The organism is Frankia sp. Hr75.2 (assembly GCF_949319125.1).
In the GTDB taxonomy this organism is placed as follows: domain Bacteria; phylum Actinomycetota; class Actinomycetes; order Frankiales; family Frankiaceae; genus Parafrankia; species Parafrankia soli.
On sequence record NZ_CASGGV010000289.1, the window covers coordinates 49646 to 67404 of the forward strand.

At 69.4% G+C, this 17759-nt stretch carries 18 protein-coding genes and 1 pseudogene; 7 read left to right on the forward strand and 12 right to left on the reverse strand.

Features of this window, described 5'->3' with window-relative positions; all coding sequences use genetic code 11:
* Positions 1-115 precede the first annotated feature (115 nt).
* The gene (locus tag AC559T_RS21260; RefSeq protein WP_112108433.1) at positions 116-700 is read left to right on the forward strand and encodes an LLM class oxidoreductase; all 585 of its coding nucleotides are present in this window, start codon (positions 116-118) and stop codon (positions 698-700) included.
* Here AC559T_RS21260 and hepT read toward each other — a convergent pair.
* Entirely contained in the window at positions 676-1098 is a 423-nt protein-coding gene (hepT, locus tag AC559T_RS21265) for a type VII toxin-antitoxin system HepT family RNase toxin (RefSeq protein ID WP_112108434.1), read from the reverse strand. The two genes, AC559T_RS21260 and hepT, sit on opposite strands and share 25 nt — an antisense overlap.
* A gap of 3 nt (positions 1099-1101) precedes the next feature.
* Positions 1102-1494, reverse strand: coding sequence for a nucleotidyltransferase domain-containing protein (locus tag AC559T_RS21270; RefSeq protein WP_071066835.1), 393 nt, complete (start codon positions 1492-1494; stop codon positions 1102-1104).
* 453 nt (positions 1495-1947) lie between these two features.
* On the opposite strand from AC559T_RS21270, the gene AC559T_RS21275 reads away from it, so the two are divergent.
* Positions 1948-3474, forward strand: coding sequence for a hypothetical protein (locus AC559T_RS21275; protein WP_498869843.1), 1527 nt, complete (start codon positions 1948-1950; stop codon positions 3472-3474).
* A gap of 455 nt (positions 3475-3929) precedes the next feature.
* On the opposite strand, the gene AC559T_RS21280 is transcribed toward AC559T_RS21275, so the two are convergent.
* Positions 3930-6353, reverse strand: coding sequence for a diguanylate cyclase domain-containing protein (locus AC559T_RS21280; RefSeq protein ID WP_498869844.1), 2424 nt, complete (start codon positions 6351-6353; stop codon positions 3930-3932).
* 749 nt (positions 6354-7102) lie between these two features.
* Here AC559T_RS21280 and AC559T_RS21285 point away from each other — a divergent pair.
* Both AC559T_RS21285 and AC559T_RS21290 read left to right on the forward strand, forming a co-directional pair.
* Positions 7103-8755: an APC family permease gene (locus AC559T_RS21285; RefSeq protein ID WP_498869845.1), complete on the forward strand. Its 1653-nt coding sequence runs from the start codon at positions 7103-7105 to the stop codon at positions 8753-8755.
* The gene (locus AC559T_RS21290; RefSeq protein WP_498869846.1) at positions 8659-9024 is read left to right on the forward strand and encodes an SRPBCC family protein; all 366 of its coding nucleotides are present in this window, start codon (positions 8659-8661) and stop codon (positions 9022-9024) included. Before AC559T_RS21285 ends, AC559T_RS21290 begins: the two co-directional genes overlap by 97 nt.
* A 116-nt stretch (positions 9025-9140) precedes the next feature.
* On the opposite strand, the gene AC559T_RS21295 is transcribed toward AC559T_RS21290, so the two are convergent.
* Positions 9141-9920 carry a helix-turn-helix domain-containing protein gene (locus AC559T_RS21295; protein ID WP_071066831.1) on the reverse strand — a complete coding sequence of 260 codons (780 nt, stop codon included), beginning with the start codon at positions 9918-9920 and terminating at the stop codon, positions 9141-9143.
* Between the two features lie 84 nt (positions 9921-10004).
* Between AC559T_RS21295 and AC559T_RS21300 the strand changes: the two genes are divergently transcribed.
* The gene (locus tag AC559T_RS21300) at positions 10005-10988 is read left to right on the forward strand and encodes an LLM class flavin-dependent oxidoreductase (protein WP_498869847.1); all 984 of its coding nucleotides are present in this window, start codon (positions 10005-10007) and stop codon (positions 10986-10988) included.
* Here the strand turns inward: AC559T_RS21300 and AC559T_RS21305 are convergent.
* On the reverse strand, positions 10944-11189 hold the full coding sequence (locus tag AC559T_RS21305) for a hypothetical protein (protein ID WP_498869848.1): 246 nt from the start codon (positions 11187-11189) through the stop codon (positions 10944-10946). The genes AC559T_RS21300 and AC559T_RS21305 overlap by 45 nt on opposite strands.
* Positions 11190-11313: 124 nt before the next feature.
* Between AC559T_RS21305 and AC559T_RS21310 the strand changes: the two genes are divergently transcribed.
* Positions 11314-11847: a hypothetical protein gene (locus tag AC559T_RS21310; RefSeq protein WP_498869849.1), complete on the forward strand. Its 534-nt coding sequence runs from the start codon at positions 11314-11316 to the stop codon at positions 11845-11847.
* A 154-nt stretch (positions 11848-12001) separates the two neighbouring features.
* Here AC559T_RS21310 and AC559T_RS21315 read toward each other — a convergent pair whose 3' ends face one another.
* The 6 genes from AC559T_RS21315 to AC559T_RS21340 form a co-directional block, all read right to left on the reverse strand.
* The gene (locus AC559T_RS21315; RefSeq protein ID WP_498869850.1) at positions 12002-12202 is read right to left on the reverse strand and encodes a flavodoxin; all 201 of its coding nucleotides are present in this window, start codon (positions 12200-12202) and stop codon (positions 12002-12004) included.
* A 58-nt stretch (positions 12203-12260) separates the two neighbouring features.
* A complete protein-coding gene (locus tag AC559T_RS21320) occupies positions 12261-12716 on the reverse strand; it encodes a flavodoxin family protein (protein ID WP_498869851.1) in 456 nt (151 codons plus the stop codon).
* A gap of 479 nt (positions 12717-13195) precedes the next feature.
* Positions 13196-14227 carry a sigma-70 family RNA polymerase sigma factor gene (locus AC559T_RS21325; protein ID WP_498869852.1) on the reverse strand — a complete coding sequence of 344 codons (1032 nt, stop codon included), beginning with the start codon at positions 14225-14227 and terminating at the stop codon, positions 13196-13198.
* Positions 14224-14589 carry a VOC family protein gene (locus tag AC559T_RS21330; protein ID WP_498869853.1) on the reverse strand — a complete coding sequence of 122 codons (366 nt, stop codon included), beginning with the start codon at positions 14587-14589 and terminating at the stop codon, positions 14224-14226. The genes AC559T_RS21325 and AC559T_RS21330 overlap by 4 nt, the downstream gene beginning before the upstream one ends.
* Positions 14586-14891: a hypothetical protein gene (locus AC559T_RS21335; protein WP_498869854.1), complete on the reverse strand. Its 306-nt coding sequence runs from the start codon at positions 14889-14891 to the stop codon at positions 14586-14588. Before AC559T_RS21335 ends, AC559T_RS21330 begins: the two co-directional genes overlap by 4 nt.
* A gap of 8 nt (positions 14892-14899) precedes the next feature.
* Positions 14900-16339: an MFS transporter gene (locus tag AC559T_RS21340; RefSeq protein ID WP_498869855.1), complete on the reverse strand. Its 1440-nt coding sequence runs from the start codon at positions 16337-16339 to the stop codon at positions 14900-14902.
* Positions 16340-17045: 706 nt separating this feature from the next.
* Between AC559T_RS21340 and AC559T_RS21345 the strand changes: the two genes are divergently transcribed.
* A complete protein-coding gene (locus AC559T_RS21345; RefSeq protein ID WP_498869856.1) occupies positions 17046-17546 on the forward strand; it encodes a hypothetical protein in 501 nt (166 codons plus the stop codon).
* Here the strand turns inward: AC559T_RS21345 and AC559T_RS21350 are convergent.
* Positions 17533-17759 (reverse strand): annotated as a pseudogene (locus tag AC559T_RS21350) (flavodoxin); the annotation flags it as partial. The gene AC559T_RS21345 and the pseudogene AC559T_RS21350 overlap by 14 nt on opposite strands.

Sequence of the window (17759 nt, forward strand, 5' to 3'; positions counted from 1 at the left end):
GCCCCACTTTCACCAATCTCCCAACTGTTCGACCGCTATCGTACAGTTGAAGTGTTCGACCTGGATCGAACACTGCCACCCGCGAGGGTGCTCGCACGCATCGTGGAGAGCTGCCATGACGCCGACGCTGGGACGGGTGGGCATCTGGTCCCCGTCTTTCGCCTGGAACACGCCGGATGCCGCCGAGGCGGCGGCGGAGCTCGACGAGCTCGGGCACGGGGCGCTGTGGCTCGGCGCCTCCGCCCCCGAGCTGCGCCAGCCAGCACAGCTGCTCGCGGCGTCCCGCAGGATGGTCGTGGCCACCGCGATCGTCAACGTGTGGGCCACCGAGGCCACCGCGCTCGCCGCCGCCTTCCACGAGGTCGCACGGACGTACCCGGACCGGCTCCTGCTCGGCCTCGGCGCCAGCCACGCCCCCAGCGTGGCGGCGCTCGGCAGGACGTACACCCGGCCCCTGCGATACCTGGCCGGCTTTCTCGACACCCTCGACACGGCGCCGGAGCCGGTGCCGGCCGGCTCCCGTGTCCTGGCCGCGCTGCGCCCGAAGGCGCTTGCTCTCGCGGCAACCCGCTCCGCCGGGGCCCATCCCTACCTCGTGACCGGGTACCTGAATCCGGCCCTTCACCACGGGATCCTCACCCGGCGGCTACCGTCGCACCTTCCCGAGGCCGTGGGCTACGCGTCCGCCTCGGACACATAGACGACCATTTCCCGGACGAATTCGTCAAGGTCGTCGAGGGCCCTCAGTCGGGCGATGACGATCTCGTCGTTGACGTCGATGTAGTCATGGACGAGGACGTTCCTGAAGCCGACGGCCTTGCGGAGCGACCGGGCGAGTGCCGGGTCCATCGCTCCGTGATCGCCGAGAAGGCGGACCGCGTCGCCGTTGTCCGCTGGTGGCCCCCAGCCCCGCGCCGCGCAGATGTGCTGCGCGACGTCGACGCAAGCCTCGATCGCTGTCACGAAGGTGTACTTGACGCCGCGCAGCCAGATCGGGTCCGCGCGGCGCTCGTCGCCGGCGTCTGCCTCGCGGCGCAGCACGGAAAGGTCGTCGGTGACGGCGCGGAGCAGGCGCAGCACCCGGACCTGGTCGACCACCGGTTACACGGTCCTGGGCAGCAGGGCGGCGGCGAACTCCCGGTGGGAGCGAGTGATCCGTGGGAGTTCGTCGAAGTAGATCTTTCTGGTCATCGCCTCCCAGTGCACGCGCGCGGCCCGGTCGTCTTCGAAGAGCAGTGTTCCGCCGACGGCGACCCGGCCGGCAAGCTCGAGCGGAGCGTTGTCCAGGACGAGGAGGTCGACTCCAGGCGGCAGAAGTACGTCGAAGGCGTTGGGAGGCCGCGGCCCGCCGAAGTAGGCAGCGATGTCGATGTCCGAGTCCGCCCGCTGGCGCCCGACAGCGCGACTGCCGTGCAGGTAGGCGAACCGCGCGCCCGCCTGACGCAGAACGGCGACAGCGTCGTGCGTCGCCGTGCGTGCGAATGTCTCGTCCACACCCCGATCTTCGCAGACGGGACGGCCGTGCGGCATTCACCTCCGCCCGCGTCGCGATCCGCACCGGGCGCGCGGGGCGGCCACACGCCGCCGCCCACAAGCCCCCTCCGGCGGCGGCATCGCAGAAAGGCCGTCCGACCGAGCCCCGTGCGCGTTACCTTCCGTCGCTCCGATCCGTCATAGCCGTGACTCGTCAGTCGAGTGGGCGGACGCCCCAGGAGGAGAGTTGACGATGCAATCACGGATGGTCAACCCGGCGATGGTGCTCCCGCACACGATGGAGGCGATCCAGGGCCTCTACAAGGCGATGAGCACGACGGAGCAGCCGCGACCAAGTGGCGCTTCCGCGGCCGTGCCGTGTTCGCGCATCACGGGTCACGCGCCCCTGTCGTCCAGATTGAGCAGAATCGGACAGGTCCGCGGCGCGGTGCTGCCATTCATGCGGGAGTGAGCATGGTCGACGGGACTGACGACGTCTGGGCTGGCGACGCGGGAACCGACGGCACGGGCTCCGTACCGATCGACCGGACGACGCCTGACACGACGCAGGACGCCGAGCCCGATGCGGCGCAGGACACCGAAGCGCCGGGCCGAGGGTCCAGGCCCACTGCGAGGCTGGTGGCCTGGTCGCGCGACGTCGACCGGGCAGAGGCGTCGGTCGCGGTCTCGATCGTGATCGCGGCCGTCGTTGCCCTCGTCGGCTCGTTCCGATTCCAGACCAAGCCCGATGCGGAGGACGACCACTACCAGTCCGGCTACGAAGCGGCCCTCGTCGACCTGCGCAACGCCCCGATCGGCGAAGAGCAGGACCTGTCGACCGACGAGGATCGGGCGCCGCCGGCGGCCGGCGATTTCCCGCCGCCGCCGGACCGGGGCGTCCGGCTGGCACCCGGCGCCTATCGGGTGCTGTTCGAGGGCAGCGGGATCCCGGACCGGCATGGCGCGGCGGTGGTGACCGCGATCGGCGACGACGCGGTGACCTGCCGGGCGAGCGACTGGGACGACCACCGGGGCGACGAACAGGTCGACGTCGTATGCGTCGGGGCGGGCGGAGAGCCGGTGGACGCAGCGTTCTCGGTGATGTTCGCCTACCGGCTGCCCGGCGACCCGGGACACGACGAGGTGTTCGCGTACCTGCGGATCGACAGACCCTCGCCTCCTGCTGCGCCGTCGATCGCTGCTGGACCAGTGCCGCCTGCCGCGGCCTCGACATCCGCTGCGGCCTCGGACCAGCAGGCCGAGCCGATGCGGCTCACAGACGGCTGGAGTTCAGGGGAGGGCACGGTCGAGGTGGTCCGGCTCGCCCGGGGTCGGCACGAAGTCCGTCTGGTGGCGGAAGGTTTCGGACGGATGGCGGGAAACCTGCAGGTGAACGCGCTCGGCGAAGGTGACGTCTTCTGCGCGCCGACCGACGTCGTCGCGGTCGACGACGGTCACGACACTGCGACGGTCACGGTCGGTTGCATCCGCGACGGGGCCCTTGCTGACGTGCCGTTCGCGCTGACCTACGCCGGGTCGCCGGCCGGCGGCGACGAAAGGTCGTTCACCCACCTTGCCTACCTCGTCAACGGTGTCCGCCTCGCCGGTGACGACCGAAACGGGACGGGCTCGGGTCGACTCGACGTGCCGCCGATCGGCGCCCGGGTCCGAGCCGACGCCGCTCGATCGCTGAATGGCGCGGGCGCGGGCGCGGGCGCGGACAACTGGATCGTTCGGACCGCGATCGGCCGGTACGAGGCGATCTTTCCCGATGTCGAGGGCGGGGCAGGACACGTCCAGGTCACGCCAGTCGACGAGGCTGGCCGCGGCGCGCCGCGCTGCGCCGTCGATGGCTGGACGACGAACCCGCCCAGCCCGGGAACCGCCGGGGCCACGGCCGTACCGACGGGTGACGTCACGGTCCACTTCCACTGCTTCGACCGGTTCAGCAGCGACGTCGACACCCTGGCGTACGTCTCGTACGAGGCCACGACGTTCTGACATGCCCGGTCGGCAACGCCTGTTCCGTCCGGCGACGCGCCCCGCGGGCGCGCACTTTCCTCGCCGACGGTCAGGACGCCGTAGAGCCAACGGTCAGGACGCTGTAGAGGTGGGGCGGCGCGGCGCTGGTAGGCCGGGCCCCAGGCCAACCCCATGCCACCGACGTCGCATCAGCGATCAACCACTCCATCGGCAGTCGCATCAGCCTCCGGGACAAGCCGAGCAGAGCGGAGCGACCGAGGTCCACGGCAAAGAACCGTCCGGCCCGGCCCGCACGGAGCAGGGCCGCAGCGCCTCGCCTACATCACAAGGCTCGCGGGGCCGTGGCGCCGAGATCCCAGCAGGCCTCGCGGTCCGCAGCGGTCAGCTCACCGACGATGGTGATCGGCTCACGCAACCGCTTCCATCTCAGACCAGTCGTGATGGTCTCGACGCCACGGACCGCACCTGCAATGTCACTGTTGCCGCGGCTGACCAGGCAGTGCGGCTGGCGGTCCGAAGAACTGTCCTTGTCCGAAGCGGCAGCCGTGGCGCGCCAATGTGCGTGCCTGCTCTCGGTTCTGGACGCCGGTGGCAACGACCGTGAGACCGAGGTCCCTGGCGAGGGCGAGCAGTGCCCGGCGGAGCAGGTCGGCCCGGTTGGCGCTGCCCGTCAGGCCGCCGGCGTAGTAGCTGTCGAACATGAGTATCTGGATCGGCAGCTCGTCGAGCGCCAGAAAGGTGCTCTGGTTCCTGGCGATGGCGTTCAGTGCGAGGCGCAGGCCACGGGTGACGCATGTCCGCAGGCTGCGCGCGGCCTCCTCGTCGAGGCACTCCATGTCCGTAAGCCTGAGGATCAGGGCCTGGGCGGGGAGGCGGGAGGCCGCCAGCGCCGCCTCGACGTCGGGCAGTAAGTCACCAGCCGGCCTCGCCGCCGAAACGCCGACGCAGACGGCGACGTTCTGCCCTGTCTGCCTTCGGTAGTGGCCGATATCATGGCAGGCGCGGCCGAGGATCAACTGTTCGAGCTGTGCTCTTAGCCCCACTCCGGTCGCGACCGTGACCGTCTGCTCTGCCGTGAACGACCCGAGCGTCGGATGGTGCCAGCACGTTGAAGCCTGAAACGCGACCGTGTGATGGCGGGTCAGATCGACGATCGGCTGATAGAGGACATCGATGACGCCGCCGGCGGGATCGCCCCGCAACAACTGGGACAGCGCGAGTTGCGCCGTCGGCGACCGGCCGTGAGCGAAGATTTCAGGATCGTAGACGACCAGACTGTTTTTCCCCCGCCGCTTGGCTGCGTACATGGCGAGATCCGCCTGCTGGACCAGGTCCTCGGCACTTATCGAGGATGCCGGCACGGCGACTGTCAGGCCAAGGCTCGCGTGAATGGCGCACGGCTGCCCGGCGAGAAAGCACGGTGCCCGGACCACCGCGGCCACCCTCTTGCCGACCGCCTCGGCGTCCGCGGCATCGTCCGCCAAAAGAACCGCGAACTCGTCGCCACCGAGACGGGCGACCGTGTCCGAGGGCGGTACGCAACCAAGCAGCCGCCGAGCGGTTATCCTCAGCAATTCGTCCCCGGCCGGATGACCCAGGGTGTCGTTGACACTCTTGAAGTCATCGAGATCGCAGAAGAGCAGAGCCGGCCGGCCGCGGGCTCGCCGAGCGACCGCCTCTTCCACCCGGTCACCGAACAGCACACGGTTCGCCAGCCCGGTCAGCGGGTCATGGAGCGCCTGGTGGCGCAGCTGGCGACGGCTGCGCTGAACCCTGTCCAGCAGCTTCTGGTTGTCCGCCAAAGTCAGCATCTGCCGGATCAGCACCATCAGCACGAGCGCGAAGATGCCGTATATCTCGATCGGTTCGACCCGCGCCTCGGTTGACATCTGAATGACCGCCAGCACGCCCAGCGCGGACAGCGGAACGTACGGGAGGAATATCCTCACCCAGCGTACGCCGGGTCCGGCCCGCCAGCCAGCCCACCGGACGCGCCACGAGTCAGGAGCGGATTCGAGACTTAGGGGGGCAGCGGCAACTACAGAGCCAGTCGATGGCCGTGGTGGCGCGATGCAGGCAAGCCCGATCATCACAGTGCCAATGGCGTTGGCGGCTTCGAGTTGCAGGGGCTCCGGTTGGCCGCTCGCGATGAAGTAGAGCGACACGTGCAGAAGTATGGTGATGGAGGCCAGCCCGCCACCGAGCAATGCGAACGGCTTCTTCTGGCGCGGGCGCCGGAACGCCGCTACGAGCAGGACGGTGATCAGTAGCAGGAGACATCCGATGCCGAACGCCAACAAGGCCGCGAGACTAACTGGTGCGGGTGCTCGCGCACGCACCAGAGGCTGGAGGACGACCACCCAGCCGAGCAGGCTCAGCGAGCCGGCGAGGAGCACCGCGTCCATGACGGTGACAGTCCGCCAATGGGTGCCGTGCTGGCCGGCTCGGCGCACCGGCTCGTCCTCCGGGCTGAGTGGGTCGGTGGGAAAAGCCAGCAGCGCGGCAACGGATGCTGGAATGAACGCCAGATACGCCGGTTCCGTCCCCGACAAGGGTGGCACCGGGCTCTGGCCCGAGAACAACGCCCTGACGGAAGTGATGACCAGGCCGGCTGCCACCGTGATCCATCCGGCGAGAAGGAGCAGTCGCCAACGTCGCTCGCCACCCTTCGCTCGCCGTGCCGACCACAGTTCGCACCCACCCTGGAACGCTATAGCGGCCATGCCGCAGGCGCGGACCACCAGGTCAGCGGTGCGCGAGGGAAGGACGAAGGAAGCAAGCATGACTGCGGGCGCGACTGCCGCCCACACACAGACTATTCGGCGGAAAACGGCCGCGCCGCAGTTCGGTGCGTCGCACTCCGCCGCGGCCGCTCGAGCGATCTCCGCGCGCGACATCGTCCTCTCCGCCTGGGATCATTTCCGCCCATCTGGCCTGGATCGTCCTGCCAGCCGGAATGGATCGCCGCGACGAACCTCCCTCGGACCCATCCAACCGAAAGCGACGCCATATATACCCAGAGCGATGGCACGTACATTAGTACGGGCGGACGAAGACCGCCAACGAGCCGAGGATGCCCGATACGCCCTCCGTGCGTTCCTCGCCCCGATCCCAGTGCCGATCAGACCGAAACGGCCTGGCGATCCACCCTGGAGCCAGCCACACAGCTCGTCCATGAGCTCCGGCACACGCTCGGCATCCGGCCCGGTGTGATGCAACTTGGCATTACATGTCTCCAGCCGGAACGCCCGTTGTCACCGGGGGCGCCCCCCGGAGCGACAGGCGGGTTTCGGCGAGCCGACCGGGCCGACCGGGCCGACCAGCCGGGGCCCCGGTCGGGAGGATGACCGGCCCGCCGGCGGCGCGGGGGGGGGCGCCCTGGGCGAAGCGCCGTCATCGTCCACGCCGGGTCCGACAGTTCCCGATCGTGACCATCTGAGCTGGGCAAGCTCCAACAGGCGGGCTGGCGGGCACGGTGTCAGTATTCGGCCCGGGGGACGTCGGCCCGGCTCTCCCGGCGGCGTGGCGGGCAGCGACCAGCCCGCGGATCAGGGGCACCCACACGATGAACGGGCGTCCGACCGCTATCGGCCGGACGACGGCCGGCCAAGCCCGCGGGGACAGGACAACCGATGACGAGACGGCGGTGACCGGACGAACGGCGCACGCCGCACAGCCCACCCTGGCGCGTGTCCTGAGTGGGCGGATGCTGTTGTTCCTCGTGCTCGGTGACGTCCTCGGATCGGGGATCTACGCGCTCACCGGGCAGATCGCCGCCGACGTCGGCGGGATGATCTGGGCACCGTTCCTGATCGCCTTCGCACTGGCGTTCCTCACCGGGACGGCCTACGCCGAGCTTGTCGGCAAGTACCCCCGGGCGGCCGGAGCAGCGCTCTACGCCAACGAGGCGTTCCGTCGCCCGTTTCTCACCTTCATGGTCGGCTTCACCGTGCTGGCCGCCGGGATCACCTCCACCGCCACGGCCGCGCGGGCCATCGGGGGCAAATACCTCGCGGAGTTCGTGGCGGCCCCGACGGTCGTCGTCGCGGTCGTGTTCATCCTGCTGACCGCGGTTCTCAACGCCCGTGGGATCGGGGAGTCGGCCCGGGTGAACCTTGTGCTCACCGTGATCGAGCTGACCGGGCTGTTGCTGATCGTCGGGATCGGCGTGCACGCGCTGGCTACCGGAGCGGGCGAACCGGGACGGGCCTTCGAGCTGCGTGCCGAGGGGCCTGCGCCGCTCGCCCTGCTCGCCGGCACGACGCTCGCGTTCTACGCGATGCTCGGCTTCGAGAACTCGGTGAACCTCGTCGAGGAGGCCCGCCGGCCGCGCCGGGACCTGCCCCGGGCGCTGTTCGGCGGCATGTTCATCGCCGGCACGGTCTACCTGTTCGTCGCGTTCACCTGCGCGATGCTGGTGGATCCCGACATCCTCACCGGCTCCGGTGCCCCGCTGCTGGAAGTGGTGAAGGCCTCCGACGTGCCGGTGCCGTCGAAGCTGTTCGCCGCGGTCGCGCTGGTCGCGGTCGCCAACACCGCCCTGATGAACATGGTGATGGCCTCCCGTCTCGTCTACGGCATGGCTGCCCAGGGCACGATCCCGACCGTCTTCGCGCGGGTGCTGCCCGGCCGACGCACCCCGCCGATAGCGATCGGCTTCGTGACGGCCCTGACGGTGGCGCTGGCCAGCACCGGCCAGCTGGCCGGCCTTGCCGACACCACCGTCCTGCTCCTGCTGCTGGTCTTCTTCGTCGTCAACACCAGCGCGCTGGTGCTGCGCCGCGAGCCCGTCCCGCCGGGCGCCTACCGTGCCCCCACCTGGGCCCCGGCACTCGGCGCGCTGTCCTGCGCGGCGCTGGCCACCCCGCTGGTCCACCGCGAGGGCACCGTCTACCTGCGCGCCCTCGGCCTGCTCGCGCTCGCCGCCGTCCTCATCCTCGCCCAGAAAGTTGTCAGCGGCCGGTTCCGCGCGTGTGAGTTATCCGGTGCCGCCAGACCGCCCCGTCACAGCAGCCGCTTCCAGCGCAGGCCGGTCGCGATGGCCTCTACGTCGGTCGATCACACTGGGTCAGCCAGCCACGCCTTCACGCTCGACGGCCAATATGGTTCTGGAGATCCCCCCCACACGACACCGCCTCCGACCAGGAGATCAACATCGCTTCCATCCGGCACGAAGTCGTTGTCGCCCTGCCTCCAGAAGAGGTGTGGGACGTCCTGCGCGACGTGGGAGCGGTGCATCGGCGGCTGCTACCGGGACGGGTGCTGGATGTCAGCCTCGACGGGGACGTCAGGACGCTGACCATGCCGGACGGGCACCTGGTGCGGGAGCTCATCGTCGCCGTCGATGACGAGGTACGCCGACTCGTCTACGCGGTCGTCGAGGGAGCCAGACCGCCCCTACGCCACCACCATGCCTCCTTCCAGGTCCTACCCGACGGCGACAGGCACAGCCGACTTCTCTGGATCACGGACCTCCTCCCCGACAGCCTGGCGGGCCTGATCGAGGCCCGCACCGCACACGGCATCAAGGAGATGAAGGAGGTACTCGAACTGTCCGCCGGCACGTGATCACGACCGTCTCCCCGTTCTGCGCGGGTGGCCTTCGAGGGGCCTCGTCCACTGACTGTGGCGGGAGGCGGCCTGGAGTTCGCTGTGCTCGACGACGGCGGCCGGAGCAAGGTCGGCTACATGTTCCCAGGAGCCTGACCGGGAGTCGCGGGAGACACCGCCCCGGCGGCGACCGAGAGGGCCTTGGCCGTCGCCGGGTCGACCGGCAGGAACGCCTCCAACTTCAGCTCGGCGAGGGTCACATCGACGGCGGTGGCGAAGGTCGTCACGGTCGTCATCAGGCGCAGCTCACCGCGCGATGACCCCAGGTGAAGCGGGACGGCGAAACCGAGCTGCCCGTCGGACGGCGCCAGCTCGGGGACGTACCTCGTAAGTTCGGCGCGCAGCTCCGCCACGTGGCCGAGGCGCGCCAGGATGTGGCGCGCCCATTCGGCGAAGTTGCGGATGCGGGGCGCCAGGCCCTCGGGATGCAGCGCGAGGCGGTAGATGTTCTTGCCCGGACCGACCAGCTCAGGCGCCGCGCCCTCGGTGATCAGATCGAACGCGTCGTTCGCGGCGACCATGTCGCCGTTACGGTCCACGACCAGCGCCGGGTACGGCAGGTGCCCGCGGACGATGTGGTCGATCGCGGTGCGCACAGGGGCCAACACCGGGTCGTCGAGCCGGCTCTGCGGGTAGACGGGCGCGTACCCGGCAGCCAACAGCAGCTCATTGCGCTCCCGCAGCGGCAGTTCGAGTGACTCGGCCAGGCGTACGACCATGTTCCGGCCGGGGACGGACCTGCCGGACTCGATGAAGCTGAGGTGCCGCTGGGTGGTGCCCGCCCGCAGCGCCAGGTCGAGCTGGCTGAGATGCCGGCGGGTACGGCGTTCGCGTAGCGCGCGAGGGAAGTCCACGGACCTGTTCTACCGGCAGTGGCATCCCGCGCCATTCCTCATCGGGAATTGTCGCTGTCCGCCCCGGTCACAAGCATCACTGCCATGGACATCGGTGTACTGCTTCCGACCGGAGCCGCCCAGTGGGGCGCGGACGGGGACCCTCGAGAGCTGGTCGCGTTCGGGCGCAGGGCCGAACGCCTGGGTTTCTCCTCGCTCTTCGTCAATGACTCGCTGATCAGCCCGCGTATCGAGGCGCTGACGATGTTGGCCGCGCTCGCCCCGGCGACCGAGACCGTGACCCTGGGAACGGGCGCGCTGCTGCCGTTCCTGCGAAGGCCGATCCAGGCCGCGCAGTCTTTGGCGTCGATCGACCTGCTGTCCGGCGGCCGGCTCACGGTGACGGTGGGCGCGGGCTTCCCCGGCCGTTTCGGACGGCCCTTTTACACCCTTTCCGAGGTCCCGTGGGAACGGCGCTTCGCCCGGCTGGACGAGACGGTCGCGTTGTGGCGGGCGCTGTGGAACGGTGCCGGCTCCTTCCACGGCGAGATCCTCAGGTTCGCCGACGTCCCGCCCGCGACCAGGCCGTTCCAGGCAGGCGGCCCGCCGATCTGGCTCGGCGGCGCGACCCCGGCCGCGCTGGCCCGCACCGGCCGGACGTACGACGGGTGGCTGCCCTATCCGCCCGACCCCGCCGACTACGCGTCCGGGCTGCGGAACATCCGCACGGCGGCGGCCGACGCCGGCCGCGCCGCCGAGGACATCACACCCGCGCTGTTCGTCTCGATACGAATCGATGACAACGTCGAGCGCGGCCGGCGGGCGCTGGACGACTACGCGCGGGCCGCCTACGGGATGCCGCTGGAGGAGCTGGAAAAGATCCAGGCGGTGGTCACCGGCTCCGCCGACCAGGTCCTCGAGGGCTTGGACCGGTACGTCGCCGGCGGCGCACGCCACATCGTCACCCGCCTTGGTGCTCTGGACCTGCGCTCCCAGTTCGACCAGCTGGAGCGGATCGGCGCCCTGATCCCCGCCCTCCGGGCATCAGCGGATCACGCGTCCGCACCGGGAGGGTCTGACCGTCCGTGAGGCCTCACACTCGATCGCTGTCACGAAGGTGTACTTGACGCCACGCAGCCAGATCGGGTCCGCGCGGCGCTCGTCGCCGGCGTCTGCCTCGCGGCGCAGCACGGAAAGGTCGTCGGTGACGGCGCGGAGGTTCGGTGGCTGCGGCCCGCCGAAGTAGGCAGCGATGTCGATGTCCGAGTCCGCCCGCGTCGCGATCCGCACCGGGCGCGCGGGGCGGCCACACGCCGCCGCCCACAACCCTCCGGCGGCGGCATCGCCCCGGAATCCTCGAGCGACGCGTGCTATCAGCCGACGCGAACCTCGATACCTGCAGTTAGATCAACGGATGCAGACGCAGCTACATATTCGTCCTTCCAGCTTCCTCGCGGTCTTGCTGGTGGCAGCCGTGTCGGCGGCGTGCTCCTCGGACGGCGCGGACGACGGAGCGCAGGCGCGCTCGCCTTCTCCGACGCGCTCCCCTGCTTCGATCGGCCCGTCCACGCCGTCACCCACCTCGGCATCACCGACAATGCCGGTCGCGAAGGACGGGACGGATCTGAACGCGTGTACCGACGGTGAATGCGAGGTCCAGGTCACGGCCCCGACAGACATCGCACTCCCGGCAACGTCCGGCGCCACCGAGATCCATGTGACCCTCATCGAGAAGGACACGGTGCACATGGTCATCGCGCTCGATGGCGGAAATTTCCGCTCCGATGGCGGCTGCACATCGACCCTGAGCGTGAGCACGACGGCGTCTTCCCAGCTGACCTGCCACAACGGCGAGAGGAACACGTCGAATGGAGTAACCGTCGAGGTCGGCGGGATCGCCAGTCCGACGGCGGTGATCCGCGTTCGGACCACCTCATGGCCGTCATGATCGGATGCCGCGACCGACAGCGCAGCGCGTCACGCCCGGCCGCCGCAGGCGGGCCGGCGGGCGAGGGCGGCCGGAAACGGGTGTCCTGACCATCGCCGGGTCCCTGCCGGGCTGGGCGGGCAGCCGGTCCGTGCGGGCAGCCGGTCCGTGCCGATCAAACCGGCATCAGGCTGGCCGCCGTCGTCGCACCGAGTTCCCAGCAGGCCTCGCGGGCTGCGGCGTCCAGGTCGCCGACGACGCTGACCGGGTCGCGCAGCCGCTTCCAGCGGAGGCCGGTCGCGATCGACTCCACCGCCCGGACAGCACCAGTCGTGTCGTTGTTGCCGTGCACGTACAGGGCGTAGGAACGACCCACCGTAGCGTCCAGACACGGATAGTAGATCTGGTCGCAAAAATAACATCAACAAGGGTAGTCACCCGATCATAAGACCGGCCGCTGCTGTGGCCCCCAGCTCCCAGCACGCGGCGCGTGACGCCTCATCTATCCCTCCCACGACCAGGACGGGCGGCTGAACCTGCTTCCACCTCAGACCAGTCGTGATCGTCTCGACACCCCGCACCGCGCCAGTGCTGTCGCTCGCCCCGTGGACGTACAGGCCGTACGGGCGGCCAACGGTGGCTTCCAAACAAGGATAGTAGATGCAATCAAAGAAATGTTTCAGAGCGCCAGACATATAGCCGATATTGGCCGGGGTTCCCAGCACATAGCCGTCCGCGCCCAACACATCAACTGCCGTTGCCGCGAGTGCCGGGCGTACCTGCACATCTACACCCTCGATCTCGTCTGTCCTGGCTCCCGACAGCACCGCTTCCAGCATCTCTTGCATGGCCGGCGAGGGGGTGTGGTGGACGACTAGCAGGGTCGGCATGATACCAGGGTACAAGGTAAGCCCACCCTCGTGATGAGGGCGGGCATGTTAGGGCGCCTTCCAGATAGCCTCCAGGCGCGCAGGATCGAAGCTCCGCGCACCCTTCTTTCTCGGAGGCTTGAGCGCAACGGACTCCCACACGGTTCCAATAGTCGCTCGGCGTTGTTCAATCTCCAGGCCTCCTCACTCGGCGGCCACGTCTGTTATTCCTGGGACACAGGCCCGGGATCGGAAACCACTCGCGCCGGCACTCCAGTAGCTGGCCTTTTCCTGCCCCAGCTCCGTCGCCAAGGCTCCTCCTCCACTTCCAGCGCGTGTTCGGCGAGGTGCGCCAGCACCACCGCAAGCTGCCTACCGTCTTTGTCGGTTGCGATCTTTCCTTGATACACCCGCCATCCCGCGAGCCGTGGGTTCGTCAGCAGCTTCACGAAGCCGTCCGTCGGTCCGGGCTGTCGGCGGCGTGGGCGTTCCGGCTAGCACTAGCACAACTCAATCGATTCAATCGATACGGGAAGTCCGAACGCGGCGAACGGTTCGGGGCTGAGGAATGCGTTGAACTCGGCGATCTCGCTTTCCCGTAGCGTAAGAACGCTGATGCTGTGCGCGCGGAATGTGACCGCAGCCTTGTCCCACAGGTAGTGCGCGGTCGCGAGTTGGCCGTTCGCGCGCACGGGTACCACCCGCCAGCGGAGCGGGGCCGCCATAGGCCACTCACGGAGGAAGGCCGCCACCGCGTCGCGGCCGCGGAACCAGGTCGCGAGTGGCGGCATCGTCATCGTCACGTCGGCGGCGAGCGTCGCGACGACGGCATCGACGTCGCCGTGCTCCCAGGCGTCGACGAACTCGGCCACGATCGCGCGTGCGGAGGCGTCGCCGATTGAGCGCAGTGTCGTCTGTTGGCTGCGCTTCGGGAGCCGTTCGTCGACGGTCTTGTGCGCGCGCTGCAGCGCGCTGTAGACGGCGGCTGGTGTGATGTCGAGCTGCGCGGCCACCTCCTCGCCCGTGAACCCGAGGACGTCGCGCAGGATCAGCACGGCTCGTTGGCGCGCCGGCAGGTACTGCAGCGCCGCGACGAACGCGAGCTCGACGCTCTCGCGTTGCTCGTAGCGGGCGGCGGGGGACGCGAACAGGTCGTCGTCCGCGAGCGTCTCGTCGGGGAACGGCTCGACCCAAACCATCTCGAGCAGCGGCTCGCCAGGATCGTCGTGCGGGTCGGCCGGTGGGCCGTAGTCGACGGGGAGCACTCGGCGGGGTCGTCGCTCGACGGTGCGCAGGCAGGTGTTGGTCGCGATCGTGTAGAGCCAGGAGCGAAGCGAGCTGCGGCCCTCGAACCGTGCGAGGCCGCGCCACGCCCGGAGCAAGGTGTCCTGAAGGGCGTCCTCGGCGTCGTGGGCCGAGCCGAGCATGCGGTAGCAGTGAGCTTGCAGGCGCGCGCGATGCGGCGCGATCAGGCGAGCGAAGGCGTCGGCGTCGCCGGCTCGGGCCGCTGTGAGCAGGACGTCCTCGGTCATGACGGTCCCGCTTTGGGCTGCCAGAACGCGATCTGCCCGCTGGCGTACGAGGTCATTACGCTTCGCCACCCGGTAGGTCCCTCGCGTGGCGCGAGCAGTATCGACGCGCCGAGCGCACATGCTCTGGCCGTAGCGCGGGCGACGTCGGTGACCTCGACGTAGGGGATCCACAGCGGCTGGGCCGTGCCGCACTCGACGATGCCACCGCTCATGCCGACGTCCACGCTGACGTAAGGGCTGTTACCGGTCTCGACGACCTGCGGATGCCAACCAAGCAGCCGCAGGTAGAAGGACGTCGCGCGGTCCAGGTCGGGCGTGTGCAGCTCGAGATGCACCACCGGCCGCGGCCGGGTCGGGGTCATGACGCGGGCTCGTCGAAGAAACGGAACGATCCGATCTCGGCGAGTTCGGTCACCACGGGCGGCTCCGCGCATCGCTGCGCGATTCCTTCCTGGAAGCGCTGGAACGCCGCGAGCCCTGGCAACGGGCTCGATCCGTCGGCCGCCGCAGTCGACGCGATGTGCACGAACGTCGCACCGTCGTCGAGGCGGAACGTCGCGTAACGGAATCCGGCCGGGTCGGTGCGCGCGAGCTCGTCGCACACAGCGCGGACCAGTGCCTCATTCTCGGCGACCCGGTCAGGGTGCACGCGATAGCGCACCATCAGGCGCCTCATCGCGCCGCCTCGACGACCGAGTGGTTCTCGGCGGCGAGCACGGGCGCGGGCCCGGTCTTTTTCGGGTGCGAGGGGACCGCGAATCCGCAGAGGGCACCAGCGAGAGCGAGTCCTGCGGCAACGCCGATCGCCGGGCCGAAGCCGTCGACGAACGACGCCGGGGAACCGTAGCTGCCCGTACCCGCGAAGACCGCGACGGTAACCGCGATCCCGAACACGCCACCGAGCTCACGCATCATGCTGTTTACTCCCGCTGCTTTGCCGAGCGCGTCCATCCCGACCGATCCGACCACCGCGTTCTGAGCGCACGGGATCGCCATCGAGACACCGACCCCACCGACGACGAAGGGGCCGAGCATCGCCCCGTAGGACAGATCCGCACTCGCGACCGACGCGAGCCACGCCATGCCGGCGGCCTCGAGGCAGAGTCCCACGGTGAGTAGCCAGCGCTCACCGATTTTGTCCGCGAGCGCCCCGGCGGCCGGCGCGACAGTCAGGAACGTCGCCGTCCACGGGATCAGCCGCAACCCGGCACCGAGCGGGCCGTAGCCACGGACGGCCTGCAGCATCTGCGCGTAGAAGAACACCGCGCTGAACAGCGACGCGAACGTGAAGAAGATAGCGGCGTTGCCGGCCGCGAACGCGCGGGAGCGGAAGAATCCGAGCGGCACCATCGGCGTGGCCACGCGTCGTTGCCAGTCGACGAACGCGATCAGCAGCGCGGCGCCGCCGACGAGAGCCGCCACGACCTCGCCGCTGCCCCACCCGACCTGGTTGCCGCGCACGAGAGCCCAGACGACGCCGAACGCGCCACCCGACACGAACACCAGCCCGCGCACGTCGATGGCGGAGTCCGGGCCGCGGCTCTCGCGCACTCGGCTCAGCACCAGCGGCGCGGCGAGCAGCCCGATGGGAACGTTGAGCCAGAAGATCCACTGCCACGCGAGGCCCGCGACTACCGCACCTCCGACGAGCGGGCCGCTCGCGACCGCGAGCCCGGTGATCGCGCTGAAGATGCCGATCGCCGCCCCCCGCCGTTCCGGTGGGAACGCGGCCGACAGCAGTGCCAGCCCCAACGGAATGATCAGTGCCGCGCCAGCACCCTGCACCGCACGCGCGGCGATGAGCGACCCGACGCCCGGCGCGAGCGCACACGCCGCCGATGCCACGGCGAACAGCACGAGACCGGCTGCGTAGAGCTTGCGGCGGCCGTAGCGGTCACCGAGCGCCGCCGCGGTGATCAGCAGCACGGCGAACGTCAGGTTGTAGGCGTTGACCGTCCACTCCAACTGCTGTACCGATGCGTGCAGGTCCTCGCGAATCGTGCTGAGCGCCGTCGACACGACGAGCGTGTCGAGCGCGGCCATGAGCGATCCGACGGCGGTGAGCACGACGACCCAGCGGGTCGCCGCTGCGGTGCTCCGAGCCGAATCCATGTCTTGTCTCCCTTGTCGGCCGTTCCAGTCGCCGCGAGCGGATGTGCCGCGGTTACCAGTTCCGATCCGACGAGGCGAGCGGATCCATCGGTCCCCAGAACAATTTCTCGTGTTCCAGCGCCGAGGCATGGCCAGCTCCCGGGCTTCTGGCCTCCACCCCCAATCCTCGCGCGAGCCGTCCCCCCGCGCGGCGTCCAGCTGCCACTGCATCAGCCCCGTCGCATGGGTGAGGGTCGCCCACTCCAGCTGGGCCTGGCGGGCCACGCCTGGCAGACAGGAAACATCGACGGCCTGATCCGCCGCCTCGACCCGACACGGTCGCCGTCACCGACGACGGTCCGACATGGTAATGAACGGGTCCGCCACGGCACCGTTTCCGCCCGACAGGCACGACAAGCCGCCCCACAGACCGGAGCCGCTTCGGCAACCGTCCGACCCGGTCGTGATCGTCTCTACCGCGGCCTTGCCCCACTGCGGCTTGGTAGGCGACCGTCGGCTTCGTTCGCCGCGCGGCCCGAACGCCAGAACGTCACACCGCCTGGCTAGTCCTGTCTTTCACACGTGCGTGCGATGGACCAGTTACGCGATCTTTTGGTTGTTCCGTGTCGGGCCCGCTGTGTTGTGGAGTGGTGGGCCTGAAACGGTTCGTGGCTGTGTCGGCCACGGTGGACTACGGGCCGCCGAGCGTGGAGACCCGCCGCTCGCGGTGCGCACCGTCTACATCTACTCGGCGGCCCGCGCGCAGGCCGCCGTGTCCGCCCGCCAGCTCAAGGCGGCCAAGGCCACCGCCGAACTCGACCGGCTGAGACGCACCGCCGGCAGCCGCTACCACCCCGACGAACGGGCGGTGCGTGCCCGCGCCGAGCAGGTCTGCCGTGCCCGCCGGGTCACCAGCCTGGTCCGCTACGAGAACGGCGCGGATCCGGCCAGCGGGAAAGCCACCTTCACCTGGACGTTCGACCAGACGGCCCTGGACGCCGAGACCGCGTCCGACGGCTGGTACGCGCTGCTGACGAACCCGACACCCGCCGAGGCGGACACGGCCGAGGTACTGCACCGCTACAAGGGGCAGGAGAAGGTCGAGCGCCGCTACAGCGACTACAAGGGGCCACTCGCCGTCGCCCCGCTGTTCCTAGCGGACCAACCAGCGCTCCGACAGCTGGCGGGCCCGCAAAAGAACATCGACAAGGGGCTTACCCGATCATGAGACTGGCCGCCGCCGTGGCCCCCAACTCCCAGCATGCGGCCCGTGTCGCCTCATCCAGCCCTCCTGTGACCAGAACGGGCGGCTGAATCTGCTTCCATTTCAAACCAGTGGTGATGGTCTCCACACCGCGAACAGCGCCGGTCGTGTCACTCGCCCCGTGGACGTACAGCCCGTACGGGCGGCTTATGGTGGCTTCCAAGCAGGGATAGTAAA

Bases quoted from the DNA above. Each gene is read 5' to 3' on its own strand.
- AC559T_RS21300 (WP_498869847.1), top strand. From the start codon at position 10,005: ATGGACATCGGTGTACTGCTTCCGACCGGAGCCGCCCAGTGGGGCGCG.
- AC559T_RS21330 (WP_498869853.1), bottom strand. From the start codon at position 14,589: ATGACCCCGACCCGGCCGCGGCCGGTGGTGCATCTCGAGCTGCACACG.
- AC559T_RS21275 (WP_498869843.1), top strand. From the start codon at position 1,948: ATGGTCGACGGGACTGACGACGTCTGGGCTGGCGACGCGGGAACCGAC.
- AC559T_RS21280 (WP_498869844.1), bottom strand. From the start codon at position 6,353: ATGTCGCGCGCGGAGATCGCTCGAGCGGCCGCGGCGGAGTGCGACGCA.
- AC559T_RS21310 (WP_498869849.1), top strand. From the start codon at position 11,314: ATGCAGACGCAGCTACATATTCGTCCTTCCAGCTTCCTCGCGGTCTTG.
- AC559T_RS21325 (WP_498869852.1), bottom strand. From the start codon at position 14,227: ATGACCGAGGACGTCCTGCTCACAGCGGCCCGAGCCGGCGACGCCGAC.
- AC559T_RS21335 (WP_498869854.1), bottom strand. From the start codon at position 14,891: ATGGTGCGCTATCGCGTGCACCCTGACCGGGTCGCCGAGAATGAGGCA.
- AC559T_RS21320 (WP_498869851.1), bottom strand. From the start codon at position 12,716: ATGCCGACCCTGCTAGTCGTCCACCACACCCCCTCGCCGGCCATGCAA.
- AC559T_RS21340 (WP_498869855.1), bottom strand. From the start codon at position 16,339: ATGGATTCGGCTCGGAGCACCGCAGCGGCGACCCGCTGGGTCGTCGTG.
- AC559T_RS21260 (WP_112108433.1), top strand. From the start codon at position 116: ATGACGCCGACGCTGGGACGGGTGGGCATCTGGTCCCCGTCTTTCGCC.